This is a genomic window from uncultured Actinomyces sp., from assembly GCF_963526355.1.
GTDB lineage: Bacteria > Actinomycetota > Actinomycetes > Actinomycetales > Actinomycetaceae > Actinomyces.
Genome location: NZ_CAUROW010000005.1, coordinates 17,222 through 32,129, shown reverse-complemented (window position 1 = coordinate 32,129; position 14,908 = coordinate 17,222). Strand labels below are relative to the sequence as shown.

At 62.3% G+C, this 14,908-nt stretch carries 12 protein-coding genes, 2 tRNA genes and 1 other RNA gene; 5 read left to right on the top strand and 10 right to left on the bottom strand.

Features of this window, described 5'->3' with window-relative positions:
- Positions 1-51 precede the first annotated feature (51 nt).
- The 5 genes from ssrA to ftsE all read right to left on the bottom strand — a co-directional run bounded on the left by ssrA (position 52) and on the right by ftsE (position 4,207).
- Positions 52-422: a transfer-messenger RNA gene (gene ssrA, locus RWR81_RS02645) on the bottom strand.
- 170 nt (positions 423-592) lie between these two features.
- Positions 593-1,129 carry an SsrA-binding protein SmpB gene (smpB, locus tag RWR81_RS02640; protein WP_314453980.1) on the bottom strand — a complete coding sequence of 179 codons (537 nt, stop codon included), beginning with the start codon at positions 1,127-1,129 and terminating at the stop codon, positions 593-595.
- A 136-nt stretch (positions 1,130-1,265) separates the two neighbouring features.
- Complete coding sequence (locus tag RWR81_RS02635) at positions 1,266-2,582, bottom strand: peptidoglycan DD-metalloendopeptidase family protein (protein WP_314453978.1); 1,317 nt, start codon at positions 2,580-2,582, stop codon at positions 1,266-1,268.
- 5 nt (positions 2,583-2,587) lie between these two features.
- Positions 2,588-3,505 carry a permease-like cell division protein FtsX gene (gene ftsX / locus RWR81_RS02630; protein ID WP_314453975.1) on the bottom strand — a complete coding sequence of 306 codons (918 nt, stop codon included), beginning with the start codon at positions 3,503-3,505 and terminating at the stop codon, positions 2,588-2,590.
- Between the two features lie 12 nt (positions 3,506-3,517).
- A complete protein-coding gene (gene ftsE / locus RWR81_RS02625; RefSeq protein ID WP_314453973.1) occupies positions 3,518-4,207 on the bottom strand; it encodes a cell division ATP-binding protein FtsE in 690 nt (229 codons plus the stop codon).
- A gap of 215 nt (positions 4,208-4,422) precedes the next feature.
- On the opposite strand from ftsE, the gene RWR81_RS02620 reads away from it, so the two are divergent.
- On the top strand, positions 4,423-5,016 hold the full coding sequence (locus RWR81_RS02620; protein ID WP_314453969.1) for a hypothetical protein: 594 nt from the start codon (positions 4,423-4,425) through the stop codon (positions 5,014-5,016).
- Here the strand turns inward: RWR81_RS02620 and RWR81_RS02615 are convergent.
- The 4 genes from RWR81_RS02615 to RWR81_RS02600 form a co-directional block, all read right to left on the bottom strand.
- Entirely contained in the window at positions 5,009-5,647 is a 639-nt protein-coding gene (locus tag RWR81_RS02615; RefSeq protein ID WP_314453966.1) for a single-stranded DNA-binding protein, read from the bottom strand. The genes RWR81_RS02620 and RWR81_RS02615 overlap by 8 nt on opposite strands.
- A 168-nt stretch (positions 5,648-5,815) precedes the next feature.
- On the bottom strand, positions 5,816-7,327 hold the full coding sequence (locus tag RWR81_RS02610; RefSeq protein ID WP_314453963.1) for a GTPase: 1,512 nt from the start codon (positions 7,325-7,327) through the stop codon (positions 5,816-5,818).
- The gene (locus tag RWR81_RS02605; protein ID WP_314453960.1) at positions 7,324-8,925 is read right to left on the bottom strand and encodes an ABC transporter; all 1,602 of its coding nucleotides are present in this window, start codon (positions 8,923-8,925) and stop codon (positions 7,324-7,326) included. The genes RWR81_RS02610 and RWR81_RS02605 overlap by 4 nt, the downstream gene beginning before the upstream one ends.
- Before the next feature lie 308 nt (positions 8,926-9,233).
- Positions 9,234-9,306 (bottom strand) — tRNA-Arg (locus RWR81_RS02600).
- 390 nt (positions 9,307-9,696) lie between these two features.
- Here RWR81_RS02600 and RWR81_RS02595 point away from each other — a divergent pair.
- The 4 genes from RWR81_RS02595 to RWR81_RS02580 all read left to right on the top strand — a co-directional run bounded on the left by RWR81_RS02595 (position 9,697) and on the right by RWR81_RS02580 (position 14,272).
- Positions 9,697-12,321, top strand: coding sequence for an ATP-binding cassette domain-containing protein (locus RWR81_RS02595; protein ID WP_314453957.1), 2,625 nt, complete (start codon positions 9,697-9,699; stop codon positions 12,319-12,321).
- 104 nt (positions 12,322-12,425) lie between these two features.
- On the top strand, positions 12,426-13,037 hold the full coding sequence (orn, locus tag RWR81_RS02590; protein WP_314454137.1) for an oligoribonuclease: 612 nt from the start codon (positions 12,426-12,428) through the stop codon (positions 13,035-13,037).
- Between the two features lie 105 nt (positions 13,038-13,142).
- Positions 13,143-13,218 (top strand) — tRNA-His (locus tag RWR81_RS02585).
- 187 nt (positions 13,219-13,405) lie between these two features.
- Positions 13,406-14,272: a polysaccharide deacetylase family protein gene (locus RWR81_RS02580; RefSeq protein ID WP_314453954.1), complete on the top strand. Its 867-nt coding sequence runs from the start codon at positions 13,406-13,408 to the stop codon at positions 14,270-14,272.
- Positions 14,273-14,278: 6 nt separating this feature from the next.
- On the opposite strand, the gene tagD is transcribed toward RWR81_RS02580, so the two are convergent.
- Positions 14,279-14,686, bottom strand: coding sequence for a glycerol-3-phosphate cytidylyltransferase (gene tagD / locus RWR81_RS02575; protein ID WP_314453950.1), 408 nt, complete (start codon positions 14,684-14,686; stop codon positions 14,279-14,281).
- Between the last annotated feature and the right edge of the window lie 222 nt (positions 14,687-14,908).

Sequence of the window (14,908 nt, the reverse complement as noted above, 5' to 3'; positions counted from 1 at the left end):
TTGTGCCCGCATTAGACACCCATAGGCATTATTCACTGAAAACTCAACTGTTCGTGGAGATGGGGGGAATCGAACCCCCGTCCGACGGGCGCACAACAGGACTTCTCCGGGCGCAGCTCGCTGGCGATTTTCTCGGCCCCGGCGTCTCACGCGAGCAAGGACGCCGACGGGCTCAGTCGATGGAAAGTCCCGAAAGTCCTATCGACACGGACTCTCAGCAGTGGCTCCCTGAATGACGCCAGGAACCGAGGCGGAAGCGATCCCCGGGCTGACGGACTTCGAAGCTCGCTCAGGCGGCGAGGGCGAAGTCGGTGCGAGTGTTATCGGCACCTATTGGTTCGCGCAGAGCGTTGACGAGATGACTGCGCATCCTCGGCCCGCTTCTCCTGAACCTACGACCGTCGTCGAAACCGATCATCCCCTATGGACTTGTTACCGGTCTTCCTGGAAATCGACCAGAACTCGCTCTCAAAGGAGCGGTGCAAGTGTACCAGGAGGAAGACGGTCGTCGTCGGAGGGCTATGCCACGTAGTACATCCGAGCACTGGCCCCCGACGTCTAGCGGTGGACACGACGCCGCTGGGTCGCCCGTTCAGCCCCGACGCCGATTGGCTGCCGCCATAGCTCGAGCCGCCTCCCGCTTGTCCTGAGCCTCACGAAGCGCCTGGCGTTTGTCCCAGTCCTGTTTACCTCGGGCGAGGGCGATCTCCAGTTTGGCCCGGCCGCCGATAAAGTACAGCTCCAGTGGAATCACGGTATAGCCCTTGGCCTGGACCCTGGTCGCGAGACGTTCTAGCTCACTGCGGTGCAGGAGGAGCTTGCGCTTGCGACGCGGGGAGTGATTGTTCCAGGTTCCCTGCACGTACTCGGGAATATGGGCGCCCTGGAGCCACGCCTCGCCGTAGCGGTCAACCTCGATCCAGGCCTCGGTGAGCGAGGCTCGCCCCATGCGCAGCGCCTTGACCTCAGTACCGGTGAGAACCAGGCCCGCCTCGTAGCGGTCCTCGATGAAGTATTCGTGGGTCGCTTTGCGGTTACGCGATACCGTCCGGTGCGCGTCGGCGGCGGCTTTAGCCCTCTGCCCAGCGGTGGGCTTGGTGGCCCTGGCAGACTTTGCGGCAGAAGTCATGACCTGTCCTTTCACGAGTACGGGATGCCGACGCGCTCACACAGAGCACTCCCAAAACATGCCTTAGAACCGGCACGGAACCACGGCGTGTACAGGACAGGAGTCTACGTACCCCGCCAAAGGAGCGACGGGTCCCTCAGAAGCCCGGGAGGGACATCGGGTCGATGTAGACTCCGTCCTGAGCTACCTGGAAGTGAACGTGTGGTCCCGTAGCGTAACCGGTTGATCCGGTCGACCCAACGACGTCACCGCGGTTGACGTACTGTCCGTCGGCGATGGCCCGTCCAGAGAGGTGGCACAGTGTGATGACATAGGAGTGTCCATCGATGATACCGCCGTTGATATCTATACCGACACCGCAGGACTCGGAGTTCCAGTAGGTGGCCACTCCGGAGACCGCGGCGTACTGCGGCGTGCCCTCACCCGCGGCGAAGTCGACTCCCTGATGCCCGGTTCCGGTACCGGTCACTGGGTGAACGCGGTAACCGAAGGGAGATGTCACCTCAAGGGAACCGGTGATCGGGTGCCCGATATACCCGTCTCCCAAGGAGTCCGAGGCGATTGAGCTGGAAGGAACCGATGGCATCGTTCCAGCGCTGGCCGCAGCCCTGTTGGCTGCGTCGATCTCCGCGACACGAGCTGCAGCGGCCGCCGCATCAGCGTTGGCCTGGTCAAGCTGCGTCTGCAGATCGCTCTTACGGTTCTCCAGGGCTGCCGCGGCGGACTGCTTCTCTGCGGTCAGCTTGGCGACCTCATCCCGCTTGGTCTGGGCTCCATCCCGAGCGGTCTTGGCATCCGCCTCAGCGGCGTCGGCCTCGGTCTTGAGAGTAGCCACCCTTGTCGTGGCGGCATTCTGCCTGGACTCGCGGTTGGCGTTCTGAGCACGTTCGATCTCAGCGGTGGAGAGCACTGCCTCCTGCACTCCAGAGCCGATCTCAACGGCAGAGGCTCTCCGATTGAGGTCCTCGACGTCTTGTGAGGCGAGAACATAACTCCACGACGTGACCGAGTTGTCTCCCTGGTAGGTGGACACCACGATCTCGGCAACGGAGTCCGAGGTCTCCGAGGCGGTCTTCTTGGAGGCGTCAGCCTCCTGCTTGACCGTATTGAGGTTGGTCTGCGCCGTGGTCAGGCGATCACTGGCGATCTGTTGCTCACGTTCCTTCTCAGCCAGGACCGCCTCGGCACTGGTCAGCTCCGTCTCAGCCACGCTCAGTGATGTCTGAGCATCCTGTAGCGAGATATACGCCTGCCCCAAGTCGGCGCTGACTCCCTCGAGAGAGGAGATGACTTCCTGCTGCTTGCGCTGCGCTTCGTTCTGGTTCGCGACAGCATCATCACGTTCATCAGCAAGAGAGATATCCCCTGAATAGAAGAAGGCGAGACTGGCGGCGGCAAGCGCACAGACCGCGGCGCGTCGGCGTGAGCGGCGGAGGAACAGACGAGACAGCATGTGAATCAGACCCTCGTGTACTTGGACAAGGAGAATGCGGATGAGACGGCGGCCAAAACGATGGACGCAAGGATGAGCCAGGGGGACAGGAGAAGAACGTCCCTGGTACTGATGAAGGCACTTGTGAAGGAGATCGAGGAGGCAAGCCATCCCTCCACGACATAGCGGACCCCCGCCCACAGAGTGACCACTGCCAGGATCGCACCCGTGAGAGCCGCGATCACGCCTTCAAGAATGAAGGGCAGTTGGATGAAGAGATTGGAAGCGCCAACTAAACGCATGATCCCTGTCTGTCGAGAGCGCGACATGGCGGACAGCCTGATGGTTGTCGAGATGAGTAGAACCGCGGCCACAGCCATGATGGTTGCCAGCCCTCCCGTGATCCAAGAGGCTCGGTTCATCACGAGGAACAAGGGCTCAAGAGTGGAGCGCTGATCAACCACCCGTTCCACACCGCTGTGTCCCTCGAACTGCTCGGCCACCAGCTTGTAGTTCTCCGCGTCCTTGAGCTTGATGCGGAAGGACACGGGCATCATGTCCTCGGTGGCGTTTCGACCCACGGCGGACTTGGCATAGGCCTTCATAAAGTTCCTGTAGGCCTCAGCCTTGGTCTCCATCTGATAGGACCTGACATAAGCAGAAGGAGCACCACTGGTAATGAGTCTCTCAACCTCACCGATCTGGGCCTCAGTGGCCTCGCCACCGGCGCAGCTGGAGGAGGCCGACGACTTCGGGCACATGTAGACGGAGACCTCGACCTTGTCATACCAATCGCCCTTCATGGTCGAGATCTGACTCTGCAGGAGGGACGAGGCACCTACGAAGAGCAGAGAGACGAAGGCGACGAGAATGACAGACACCGTCATCGCCAGGTTGCGGGACATGCCCTTGGCGGTCTCCGAAAGGATAAAACGCAATCGCACAGTTCTTCTCCTTCAGCGGTCGGAGCCGTAGACGCCACGGTCCTGGTCGCGTACAACCTCACCGCCCTTGAGCTCGATGACACGCTTACGCATCTGGTCGACGATCTCATCGTCGTGGGTGGCCATAACGACTGTGGTCCCCTGCCGGTTAATACGATCAAGTAAACGCATGATGCCCACCGAGGTCGAGGGATCCAGGTTCCCGGTGGGCTCGTCAGCCAGGAGCAGCTTGGGACGGTTGACCATGGCTCGGGCGATCGCCACGCGCTGCTGCTCACCTCCGGAGAGCTCGTGCGGGAGGCGCTTCTCCTTGCCAGCCAGCCCTACCAGATCAAGGGCCTCAGGCACAGCTGAGAGGATGTAGTGGCGGGGCTTACCGATGACCTGGGAGGCCAGAGCCACGTTCTCCAGAACGTTCTTGTTCTCCAGGAGCCGAAAGTCCTGGAAGACGAAGCCGATCTCTCGTCTCAGCTGAGGCACCTTCCACGAGGAGATCTGTGACAGATCGCGCCCCAGGACGTGAATTCGTCCCCTGGTAGGACGTTCTTCCCTCAGAACCAGACGCAGGAAGGTCGACTTCCCCGACCCCGAGGCGCCCACGAGGAACACGAACTCGTCACGCTCGACCTTGATATCGACGTCATCGAGCGCTGGACGCGCCCCTCGCTTGTAGACCTTCGAGACGTGGTCGAAGCGGATCATCTGCTCGTTGCTCCCCTGCTCGCCCCGAGCGCGGTACTCGGGTCCATTACTTCATGGTCACCGTATGCGCCCATACGCCAATTTCCGTCCGTGACACGCCCACCAGCGTTGTGGCTTGTGCTGGCAACGACAAGGTGTGATCCTCCTGTGATCGAAGGGTGCGCGAGCTCCCGTATTCCATCAGCACTCCGGTCCCAGGTCCTAGGCTTGCGCGCATGAATGCGGTCTCCCTGTCTCAGGCGTTGTCACAGGCCTTCGAGAGCCAAGTGGACCTGGGGTCCTGGTCACGTTTCACCCCGACTCTGGCTCAGTTCCTGGATCATGTGTGCACACCGTCGTCGAGGCAGACCACACAGCAGGCAGGGACACCCGAATTTGCCACCGAGTCTCTTAATGCGCCGTCCGGCGGGACCCTGCGGCTGATCGCCCCCGTCCCAATCGTCGGGGCAGAGGAGTACCCAGGGGGAGGACAGTGGTCACGACTGCGGTCGAAGTTGAGACGATTGGCTCACTCACGCCCCTCCCCCGACCGTCCGAGCGTTGTCCTCACCGGCTGCAATGAGGGGATCAAGGTCTCGTTGCCTGAACTCGATGCGCAGGGGCGAGTACTGCTCGGAACTGCCGAGCGAGGAATCTTGAACAGGATCGGTTGGCAGGAGACCGGTCACACCCTCGCTCGCGTACTGCCCAACGGCAGCGAGACCGCCGATATTGTGACACGCATTCTCATCGAAGTACTTAAGGTCGCTCATCCGGCGGATCTCGGTTATTTCCTTCTTGCGCACTCCGATGTCAACCAAGTCAACTGATCTGTGTCGATTCCTCCACCAGGTCGTCAACGAGCTCATAGGAGCGCCACAGCTCCCCGGATTCCAGGGGTGACCGCTCAGAGAGGGCAGGCGCGGCGACATCAGATGGGGTCGCGAAGATCTCAGGCGAGGCTGCGGATGGCTCCTCTCCCTGCGCCACTGGAGGCATTGAGTCATCAACCGTCTCCTCAGTCTCCCAGTGATTCGACGAAACATGGGGCTCAGGCTCGACGGTGCCGGCTCCCGAGGAGGCGGAAGGTGCAGACTCCGAGGCCCTGACTCGAGCGAAGCGGGACTCCCCTCTGGTCAAGTCATGCCCTGCGGCCTGCAGCGTGATGACGTTGGTCTCATACTTCTTGCCGTCGTTATCCCAGGACTCGTGAGAGAAGCGGCCGGTGAGTAGAACCGCGTCGCCCTTACGCACTGAGTGGCTCAGGTTGGCAGCGAGCTGGCCCCACGCCTTGGCGGTGAACCAGATGGTGTCGGCATTGTTCCAACCCTGATCAGTGCGGTAGGTCGGAGTGACGGCGACACGGAAACGGCAATAAGGACGGGCCTTGTCTCCGACACGGGACAGGACTGGATTTGTTCCGACGACGCCCTGAACGGTGAGGTCGATCTGACGAGACATGCGAGAACTCCTTGGTCGTGGGCGGGCGACGCTCTGCCACCCGCGCACCGCAACCGTGCACGTTCCGTTCCTCAGCTGCCTAACGGAAGTCATTCCGAGTCCCCACACCAGGAATAAGCAGGTGCTGCACCGTTTCCTGTGGCCACCGGCAGACGGCGGCAGAAGGTATTACAGTCCCAGGGCGGCCTGCAGCACCCGATGCTTCTCCAGGACCCGAGCAGCGGGCTTACTCAGTCCTCGCTCCACCACGGACTCCAGGCGGGCGCGTACCTGTTGTCCATACCGTTCAGCTTCGCGGCGCGCCCTGATCCGGCGACGCACCGTCGCCAGCACCGCCGCCATCAACCCGAGCAGGATGAGGCAGACCGGCACGATCTCGATGCTATGACGCAGGACCTCGATACCATCCTTGACCACAGCGGTGGTCAGCCACGACACCCCACCTATCACCAGGAGCAGACCGCCCCACCACAACAGGTCGATCACGGGCTGGCGGTGTCCTGGAAGCGGAACAGAGCCGACAGCCTCGGCTGTTTGTCCCGCCAGAGTCTCAGGCGGGACAACAGAGGACTCCATGCTTCGCGCCCAGGCCGGCGGCAACCCTTGCGAGGTGCGGTGCAGCCAGGTGGAGTGGGCCGAGGTCACCGAAGTGCGCGACGGCGGCTCCGGGCGGGCCAGTGCTCTGGGCAGAACCCTGGATAGACCGGCCCTTACCGAGTCCTCAACCGCCTGAGCACCGGAGGCTTGCAGCAGCACCTTGGTGGCGTCCTCAGTGAGATCAGGGTCGAGCTCCACAATGTTCTTGGCGACCGTGGGACGCAAACGCCGTGTGATTGCGTCGAGCTCGGCCGAGGCTGTGCGAGCCGCGTTAGACTCCCGCGCAACGCGCTGGCGCAGCAGGTCGCGCACAATATCAAGGTTGTCACCGCGTACCGCCGAGACCGGCAGCACCTGGACCCGACTGAGCCCGTCATCCTTGAGAAGCGATCCGACGTCATCGAGCAGGCTCGCCAACCCGCTCTCCGGGAGGGTGTCCACCTGGTTGACCAGCACGAGCATGTCCTCCTGGCGAGCACCGAGTCCGCGCAAGTAGCCGTCGTGCAAGGCGGCATCGGCGTACTTCTGAGGATCGACAACCCATACGAGGATGTCGGCCAACGGTACCAGCCGGTCCACCTGCAAGGAATGCTCCGTGGTCACCGAGTCGTAGTCGGGCACGTCGAGCAGGACCAGCCCCGCCATGCTCCCCTGGTCCTCGGCGTCAAGAATGGAGTCTCGCCGGATACGCCTCTCCGCGGCGACCCCAAGGAAGTCCAGGAGCGGGCCGGCGTCGTCACCCCAGGAGCAGGCGGCCGCTCGAGACGTCGTGGGCCGCCGCGCACCGACATCAGCAAAGTTCAGCTGGGTCAAGGCGTTGAACAAAGAGGACTTACCCGAGCCAGTGCCACCGAATAACGCCACCACGGTGTGATCCACTCCCAGTGCGAGGCGCCGCGCGACAGCGTCGAGGGCCTTGTGGGCGGGGATCGACAACGAGGCTGGCACCTCAGTAGGACACATGCGCAAGGCGTCGCGAACCGCTGTCAGACGGATATCGAGGTGCGTGGCATCGAGCACCCCGAAAGTCATCTGCTCTGTGGGCACCAAGGAAGAAGTGGGAGATGTGTCGGACTGAGTCATGCTGTGGCTCCGGGACGGGTGAAGGGCTTGAGCTCGCCTGAGCGCAGACGCAGCGCAGCGGCGAAACCGGGGGCGGGGGCGAGTGACGTCGCCGCCCCCTTGGGGACTGTTGCTGTCAGCGCCTCCGCGACCGCCTCCACCAGGAGAACTCCGGCCTGGGCGGTCTGCTCCTCAAGGCCCAGACGCCTGGCAGCCGAGACAGCCCCATCGACGCCTGCGGCCGCGGAGATCAAAAGATCGACGACGCTGGTAGGGGTCAGTCTACGGATCTCGTGCGGAATCTGAATATTGGCCTCGAGGTAGCCAACCCAGGCGTCAATGGTCGCCGTCGCCTCATCGTCCTGGCCCAGGATCCGGCTTGCGCGATCAGCAGCCCCCATCTCGGCCCACGCCCGCTCTGCTTTGGCACGCAGTGACACGATCGCAGCCTGGAGCTGGTTGGTGAGTGCCTCCCGGGCATCGCTGGACAGCTGAGCAAGCCCCTGAGCGCGAGTCTTGTCCGCCCTCCCCAGGAAGCCTCGCCGCAATCTACCCCCCTGCGCCAGCGAGGCCAGTGGACCACCGGAGGAGGCTAGAGTGATCCAACGAGTAGCGGTGGCACCCTGACCCGCAGAACCAGCCTTGATGTCTCCGCTCAACGACTCGATCGCAGCGTCTCTCAACGCCTGGCACTCCTTCTCCAGCTCCTGCGCCGCCGTCTCCTGGGCATCGACGTCGTTGGCCAACTGCTCCAGATTGGTACGCAGTGTGCTCCACACGCCCCTACCCGTGCGACGCACGAGCCCGGCTGCACGGTGACGGCCTGCGAGAAGATGCAACCAATCACGCAACTCGGCCACGCCATCACCCGACAGAAGCCCCTCATGCGGCCCTGCGTCCGGGATAACGAAGAATGGAGCCTCAGACAGTCCCAGTCCCTGCAGCCGAGTGATGAGATCCCGACGCACCTCGGACAGAATCGTCGCCGGCACCCGGTTGAGAACCACTCCGATGGGGGTCTCGCGCCGAGCCGCCTCCTCTAGAGTCACCCATGGCGTCTGGTCACCGTAACGAGCCGCGGTGGTAACGAAGAGCCACAGGTCGGCGGCCTCCAGCAGTCTGCCCGCCAACGCCCGGTTGGCCTCCTGGACGGAGTCCAGATCCGAAGCATCAATGAGGGCCAGGCCCGCCGGTATAGCAGCAGAGACCTCCTGGCGACAGACCTCCGTCAGAGGGTGTTCACTGAGCGACTTCACATCCTCGGGGTTGGCCACCAGAACCGGGATTCGCGTGGTGGGCCTCAACACCCCGGCGTCAGAGACCTCCTGGCCAAGCACAGAGTTGACAAGGGTTGACTTTCCGGCGCCCGTGGATCCCCCGATCACCACGACGGAAGGGATATCGGCGTCCTGGAGACGGGGAATGACCTGATCACGAACCTGTCCGATAAGACCGTCACGCAGCGTGCGCGCAGCCTCAATGCCATGGGCACTCAGGGCCAGGTCGAGACGCTCGAGATCTCTGACCAGGTCGGTAAGGACTTCGAGAAGCTGAGCGCGACTCAACGAAGAGACGGGGGCGTCATCCTCGGAACGGCGTGAGGGGACAGGAGCGGGCATGTGCCAACACTATGAGCACAGGGCAGCAGAGTCGACGATTGATCTCAACGGTTCACACCACAGGCACTGTCAGGGCACCGAGTACCTCTTGTTACTCCGTCGTGACGGGCGGAATCGGATGCTGACCGACTCAAAGGAAACGAAACGCACGCCCCAAGTCCACAGTCAGCGGAGCCTCCAACGTCAGTCACCAGGCAGAGGAGGCCAACCGGCCATCAGCACGACGGCCATCGCCACGCCACTCGCCTCAGCGACCCACATGGTGGATAGTCGGCAGAATTTCAACATTCCTTGAGAATTCTTTCCAGCGCCCCCGGCCGGACTCGAACCGGCAACCTGCGGATTAGAAGGCCGATGCTCTATCCATTGAGCTACGGAGGCGTGCGCAAGCGCTCGATCAGCCTACGCCATCTCCTCCTGGGTGTTCATCCCCGTCGAAGGTCACATCAACGTCGCCTTCAACACCTGCCGACGATCACAACAGAGTCACACTCGCATTACAAGAGCAGATCAAACCTGCCGTACAGGCGATTTAGTGGGGCGATAACCATCCATCGCCGAACCAATCATCACCCACCTCGCAACTCGACTGTAATAGCACTGCAACCGCTCCGTGACCGGGCGAGCAACACGCCGGAGCAAGTTCCACCCCGTACAGAAAGATTTCATGTCAGCAACATCACAACGGGGAGCACTCACTCTTAGCAACGACGGCAAAAGACCAGTATCGTGACCTGAACTCCCATCGCAGCACCCTGGAAGGACCGCACCTTGCCTACTTCCGCACTCATTGTGCGTTCACTCTCGGCTCAGGCCTCACTGGAGCCTCACACGTTCACCACATCTTTCACCGTGGGAAGATCGCCCGACAGCGACGTACAGATCGTCCATCCCCTCGTGTCTCGGACACACCTGCTGGTGACTCCCACACCAACAGGATGGACGGTGAGCTGCCAGGGACGCAATGGCATGCTCGTCAACGGATCCGTCAATCGCGAGGCACTGATCACTCAAGGCACTCGAATTCAGCTGGGCGATGCCTCCGGACCGGCTCTTGGACTCACTCCGGTCGTATCCGGTACCCCGTCCGCGCCACAGGCCGGTCCCCACCCCCAGGTCGCCGGCTACAGGGCTGCCGCCCCAGCACCCGTACAGCCCCCTTCAGGCCTGGCCCCAACCACAGCCGTCGCAGCTCATGCCCGCCCGGCGCCATCGACAATGGGCCCGCCCACATCCACTGCCTCCCGCATCTCCTCCGGCGGTCCTCAGGCAGCACCATCACCAACCTCGGCAAGCTCGGGCGCATTCCCCTCATCGAGGCATACGCTCAAATCCTTCCGTATCAACTCCTCGGGAACCATCGGTCGAGCCCCGGACAACACCTTGGTCCTGGATGACCCACTCATCTCCAAACATCACGCCCGCATCGACGTCTCAGCCAACGGTATGGTCATCACCGACCTGGGCTCCACCAACGGCATCTACGTCGCCGGCCAGCGCGTCTCCCAGGTCCAGGTGACCCAGCCCGTGCTCGTCGGCCTGGGCTCAACCTTCATCGCCCTCAGTCCAGACGGGCTTTGCGAAGTGCAGGTCGCAGGAGGTGCCGGCGGTGAGCTGGTGGGTAAGGACCTGACCTTCCGCGTCAACAACGGCAACCTGACCCTGCTCGACGGCATCTCCTTCTCCCTGCCGGGCAACGAGCTGCTGGCCGTCGTCGGCCCATCGGGAGCGGGAAAGTCGACACTGCTCAAGGCTCTCACCGGCGAGCAGAAGGCTCAGGAAGGCCAGGTGCTCTTCAACGGGCTGGACGTCTACGAGCACTACCCGGTCATGCGCAACAAGATCGGTGTGGTCCCTCAGAGCGACGTCATCCACTCCGCGCTCACCGTCCGCAAGACCCTGGAATACGCTGCCGAGCTGCGCTTCGCCAAGGACGTCACCAAGGCCGAGCGGCGGCAACGCATTGCCGAGGTCCTGGAGGACCTCGACCTGACTGCGCACGTGGACAAGCGCGTCAAGAAGCTCTCCGGAGGCCAGCGCAAGCGCGTCTCCACCGCCATCGAGCTGCTTACTCGCCCCAGCCTACTGTTCCTGGACGAGCCCACCTCCGGGTTGGATCCCCAGCTTGACCGCGATGTCATGGACCTGTTGGCATCGCTGGCCCACGGCACCCGCCCTGGTGACAGCGGCCGCACCGTCGTCGTGGTCACCCACAATGAGAACCACATCGACCGTGCAGACAAGGTCCTCATCCTGGCTGCTGGAGGAAAGCCCGTCTACTACGGATCCCCCCGTGAGGTACTCCCCTACTTCCGTCAGCGGCTCAACGAGATCGCCTCCCAGGGCCGCCTCCTGCTCAACACCCCCAAGGGCACACTGCCCGACCCGCCCGCGGTGGACGGCTATGCCGACGTCTATGCCCTCATCCGCAACCACACCGCAGAACTACGTCAGTACATGGAGGCCACGGTGCCCTCGACGCGCCGCGGCGGGGCGCCTGCGGCGGCAGCGGGCCCGGCTGTCCAGGAACGGCCCCCCAAGCAGCAGTCCGTATTCAGGCAGGTCTCAACCCTGGTGCGCCGTCAGCTGAGGATCGTCGCAGCAGACCCCTCTTACCTCGCCTTCATGCTACTGCTCCCCATCATCATGGGGCTGTTGACCAAAGCGATCGAGGGAAGCGACGGGTTCGCGGTTCCCGACTACCCCGAGCCGACGCCGGAGAATCCCACCCCCACAATCATCAAGTACTCCAGCCAGGCCCTGCAGCTACTGGTCATCCTCATCACGGGGGCGGCCTTCTCTGGGATGTCGGCCACTATCCGCGATCTCATCGGGGAGCGGGACGTCTTTCTGCGGGAGAAGGCGGTCGGTTTGAGGTCTGGTGCCTACCTCTTCTCCAAGACAGTCATCCTGGCTCTCATCTCCGCTGTGCAGACCGCGCTAATGATGGGAATCGCTCTTGCACTCAACAAGGGCCCGAGCGACGCCGTCATCCTGGACGGGTGGCCAGGAGTGGAATTGGCCTTCTGCTGCTGGGCCGTTGCCTTCGTCTCCGGCCTTCTAGGGCTGGCGGTCTCGGCAATGGTCTCCTCCTCAGAACAGGTGATGCCGGTTCTGGTGGTCTCCATCATGGCTCAACTGGTCCTATCCGGCGGCATCATCCCGATCTCAGGTCGCGCGGTCTTCGAACAGTTGGCATGGTTCATGCCATCTCGTTGGGGTTATGCGATGGCCGCCTCCACCTTGGAGATGCTCGCTATCCTACCCAACCGTGACGACGCGTTGTGGAAGCATGAGACCGCGCAGTGGCTGACGGACTACGGTCTGCTCTCAGCCATCGGCCTGACCTGCATGGTGGTCTGTTACATTGCTCTGGCCCGCCGAGGGCGACGCTGACTACTTGCCATCGTTATGAGGCCGAAAGGCCCCACAGGGCTTCAGGCTCCCCACGGACGAGAAGACCGACGATGGCGGCTAGAGTGGGGCCTGTGAGCAAGCAGATGACAACCTCCGACCCATTGGTGTGGATCGACTGTGAGATGACAGGCCTGGATCTGAGCGCCGACGCGCTCATCGAGGTCGCTGTTGTCGTCACCAACTACGAGCTCGAGCCCCTAGCCGAAGGAATTGACGTGCTCATCAAGCCGCCTGCCGCGGCACTGGAGCAAATGGGCGACTACGTCCGGTATATGCACACCTCCTCAGGACTTCTCACCGACCTGGAGGACGGGCTGACTATGGAGGAGGCTCGCAAGACGATCTTGGATTACGTGACGCGTCTCGTTCCAGACACCAGAACCGCCCAGCTGGCGGGAAACTCCGTAGGCACCGACAGGGCCTTCCTGGCCCGCGACATGCCCGAGCTCATCGAGCACCTTCACTACCGGATCGTGGACGTCTCCTCGCTCAAAGAGCTGGCCAAGCGCTGGTACCCCAGAACCTTTTTCCACGCCCCGAAGAAGGCCGGCGGGCATCGTGCGTTGGCGGACATCCTGGAGTCCATCAACGAACTGCGCTACTACCGTGCCGTCCTGTTCCCCGACGGCGAAGGGCCGAGTTCGCAGGAGTGCAAGGCAGCCGCCGAGCGCGTCCTGGCTGATCCCATCAGGTGACCCGACCGAAAGATCCCTTGAAGTGACGTAGTGCATCAAATTTGGTTTGGTAGGCGAGGAGATGAACAGATACACTACCGACTCGTTGCGGCAGTGCCGCACATGGTGGCTGTAGCTCAGTCGGCAGAGCGCCTGGTTGTGGTCCAGGAGGTCGCGGGTTCAAACCCCGTCAGCCACCCCACCGGTCGATTCCGGTAGTTCCCACAACGATCTTTCTCGCCGAATAGCTCTACATGTCACCCCACCAGGATGACGGGATCCCCGAGATCAGTCCTTGAAGCAGTAAGTCGTCGGGCACTCCTCTCTTTCACGATGTTCAGTACGCAGGCTGCCTGACATTCCGGCAACCTCGCATTCAAGAAGGTCCCATGCAACGACGCGACTTCCTGCTTGCCCTGGCCGCCGGGACCGCAGGCTTCCTCACCGCCTGCACCACCGAGCACCCGACAGCCCGCGTCAACTCATCAAGTCCGTCCCTCACGCAACCGCCAGCATCACCCTCGACCACCGTCCCCCTGTCCCCTAGCCCGTCACCGACACCGTCACTCAGTCCGCTTCACCTTCAGGACGGACCGCCCCCACTGCCGGCCCCCAGTCCCGCGGATTCCCTGATCACCGGACTGCCGGAGAACGTCGGCAATATCGTGGCCATTACGGTTGACGATGGCACCGACTCATCAGTGGTGGACGCCTACCTGGACTTCGTCAAGGACTCAGGAGTCCGACTGACTTTCTTCGTCACAGGGGTCTACCCGAGCTGGACCGACAACCGAGACAAGTTACTGCCCCTGGTGGAGTCGGGACAGGTACAGTTAGCCAACCACACCTGGACGCACCCGGACCTGACCACCCTGTCAGAGGGAGCACTCATTGACGAGCTCACTCAGTGCGAAGACCTGCTGCGCAACACCTACGGAGTTACCGGGGCCCCTTTCATCCGGCCTCCATACGGCAAGCGCAACTCCTCCACCGATGCAACCTGCGCGAAACTGGGGTACACAACCGCCGCCATGTGGTACGGCTCATTCGGAGACTCCGGACTGCTTACTGAGGATGTACTCCTAGGTGAGGCACAGAAGTGGTTGCTCGCCCAGCATATCGTCATCGGTCACGCGAACTTCCCTACCGTCACTCACCTCTACGGCCAGATCATTGACATCTTGCGGCAACGCTCCCTGCTGACAGCTACGCTCGACGATATCTACTTCGGCCCTGGGCACAACCGCCGCGTCTAAAGCGACTCACGGCACTCGAGCTGTTTCAGCATCACAGCACTCCCGCGTACGAGAGGTGTCAATCTCCGGCGTCCGCGGCAGGTAGACGATCTCGCAGCGCCCCTCCAGCTGTTCATTGAAGGTGTCAATCCAGTCGTCGCCAATGACGAAGACATCGATCCCGTACTCCTCTATGTCCTGACTCTTCTGCCCCCAGGTCTGCTCGGGGACCACCAGGTCCACGTAGCGAATAGCCTCGAGCATCGTCTTACGCTGATCGTAGGAGAAGTAGGCGCGCTTCCCCTTGGATGCGCTGAACTCATCGGTGGACAGCGCGACGATGAGATAGTCACCCATCGCCTTGGCCCGACGCAGCAGCTCGATATGCCCATAGTGGAGCAGGTCGAAGGAGCCGTAGGTGATCACACGTTTCATCAAGATTGTCCTCAGGATCGGAGCCACCAGAACTTGTGTAGATCATACAAGAACTGGTCGCATTGTCGTTGGTTGCGCGTATGGCAGCTGAACGCGCTCGCCGTTAAGTCTAGGCAGTCCCCTTCCCCCCAAAATCCTCTGTTACCCCTCCGAAGCAGGCGTTCGGCTATGGCGGCCATCACCCGTCATCACTTACCCCAATGCATACGCCGAAGGGCACTC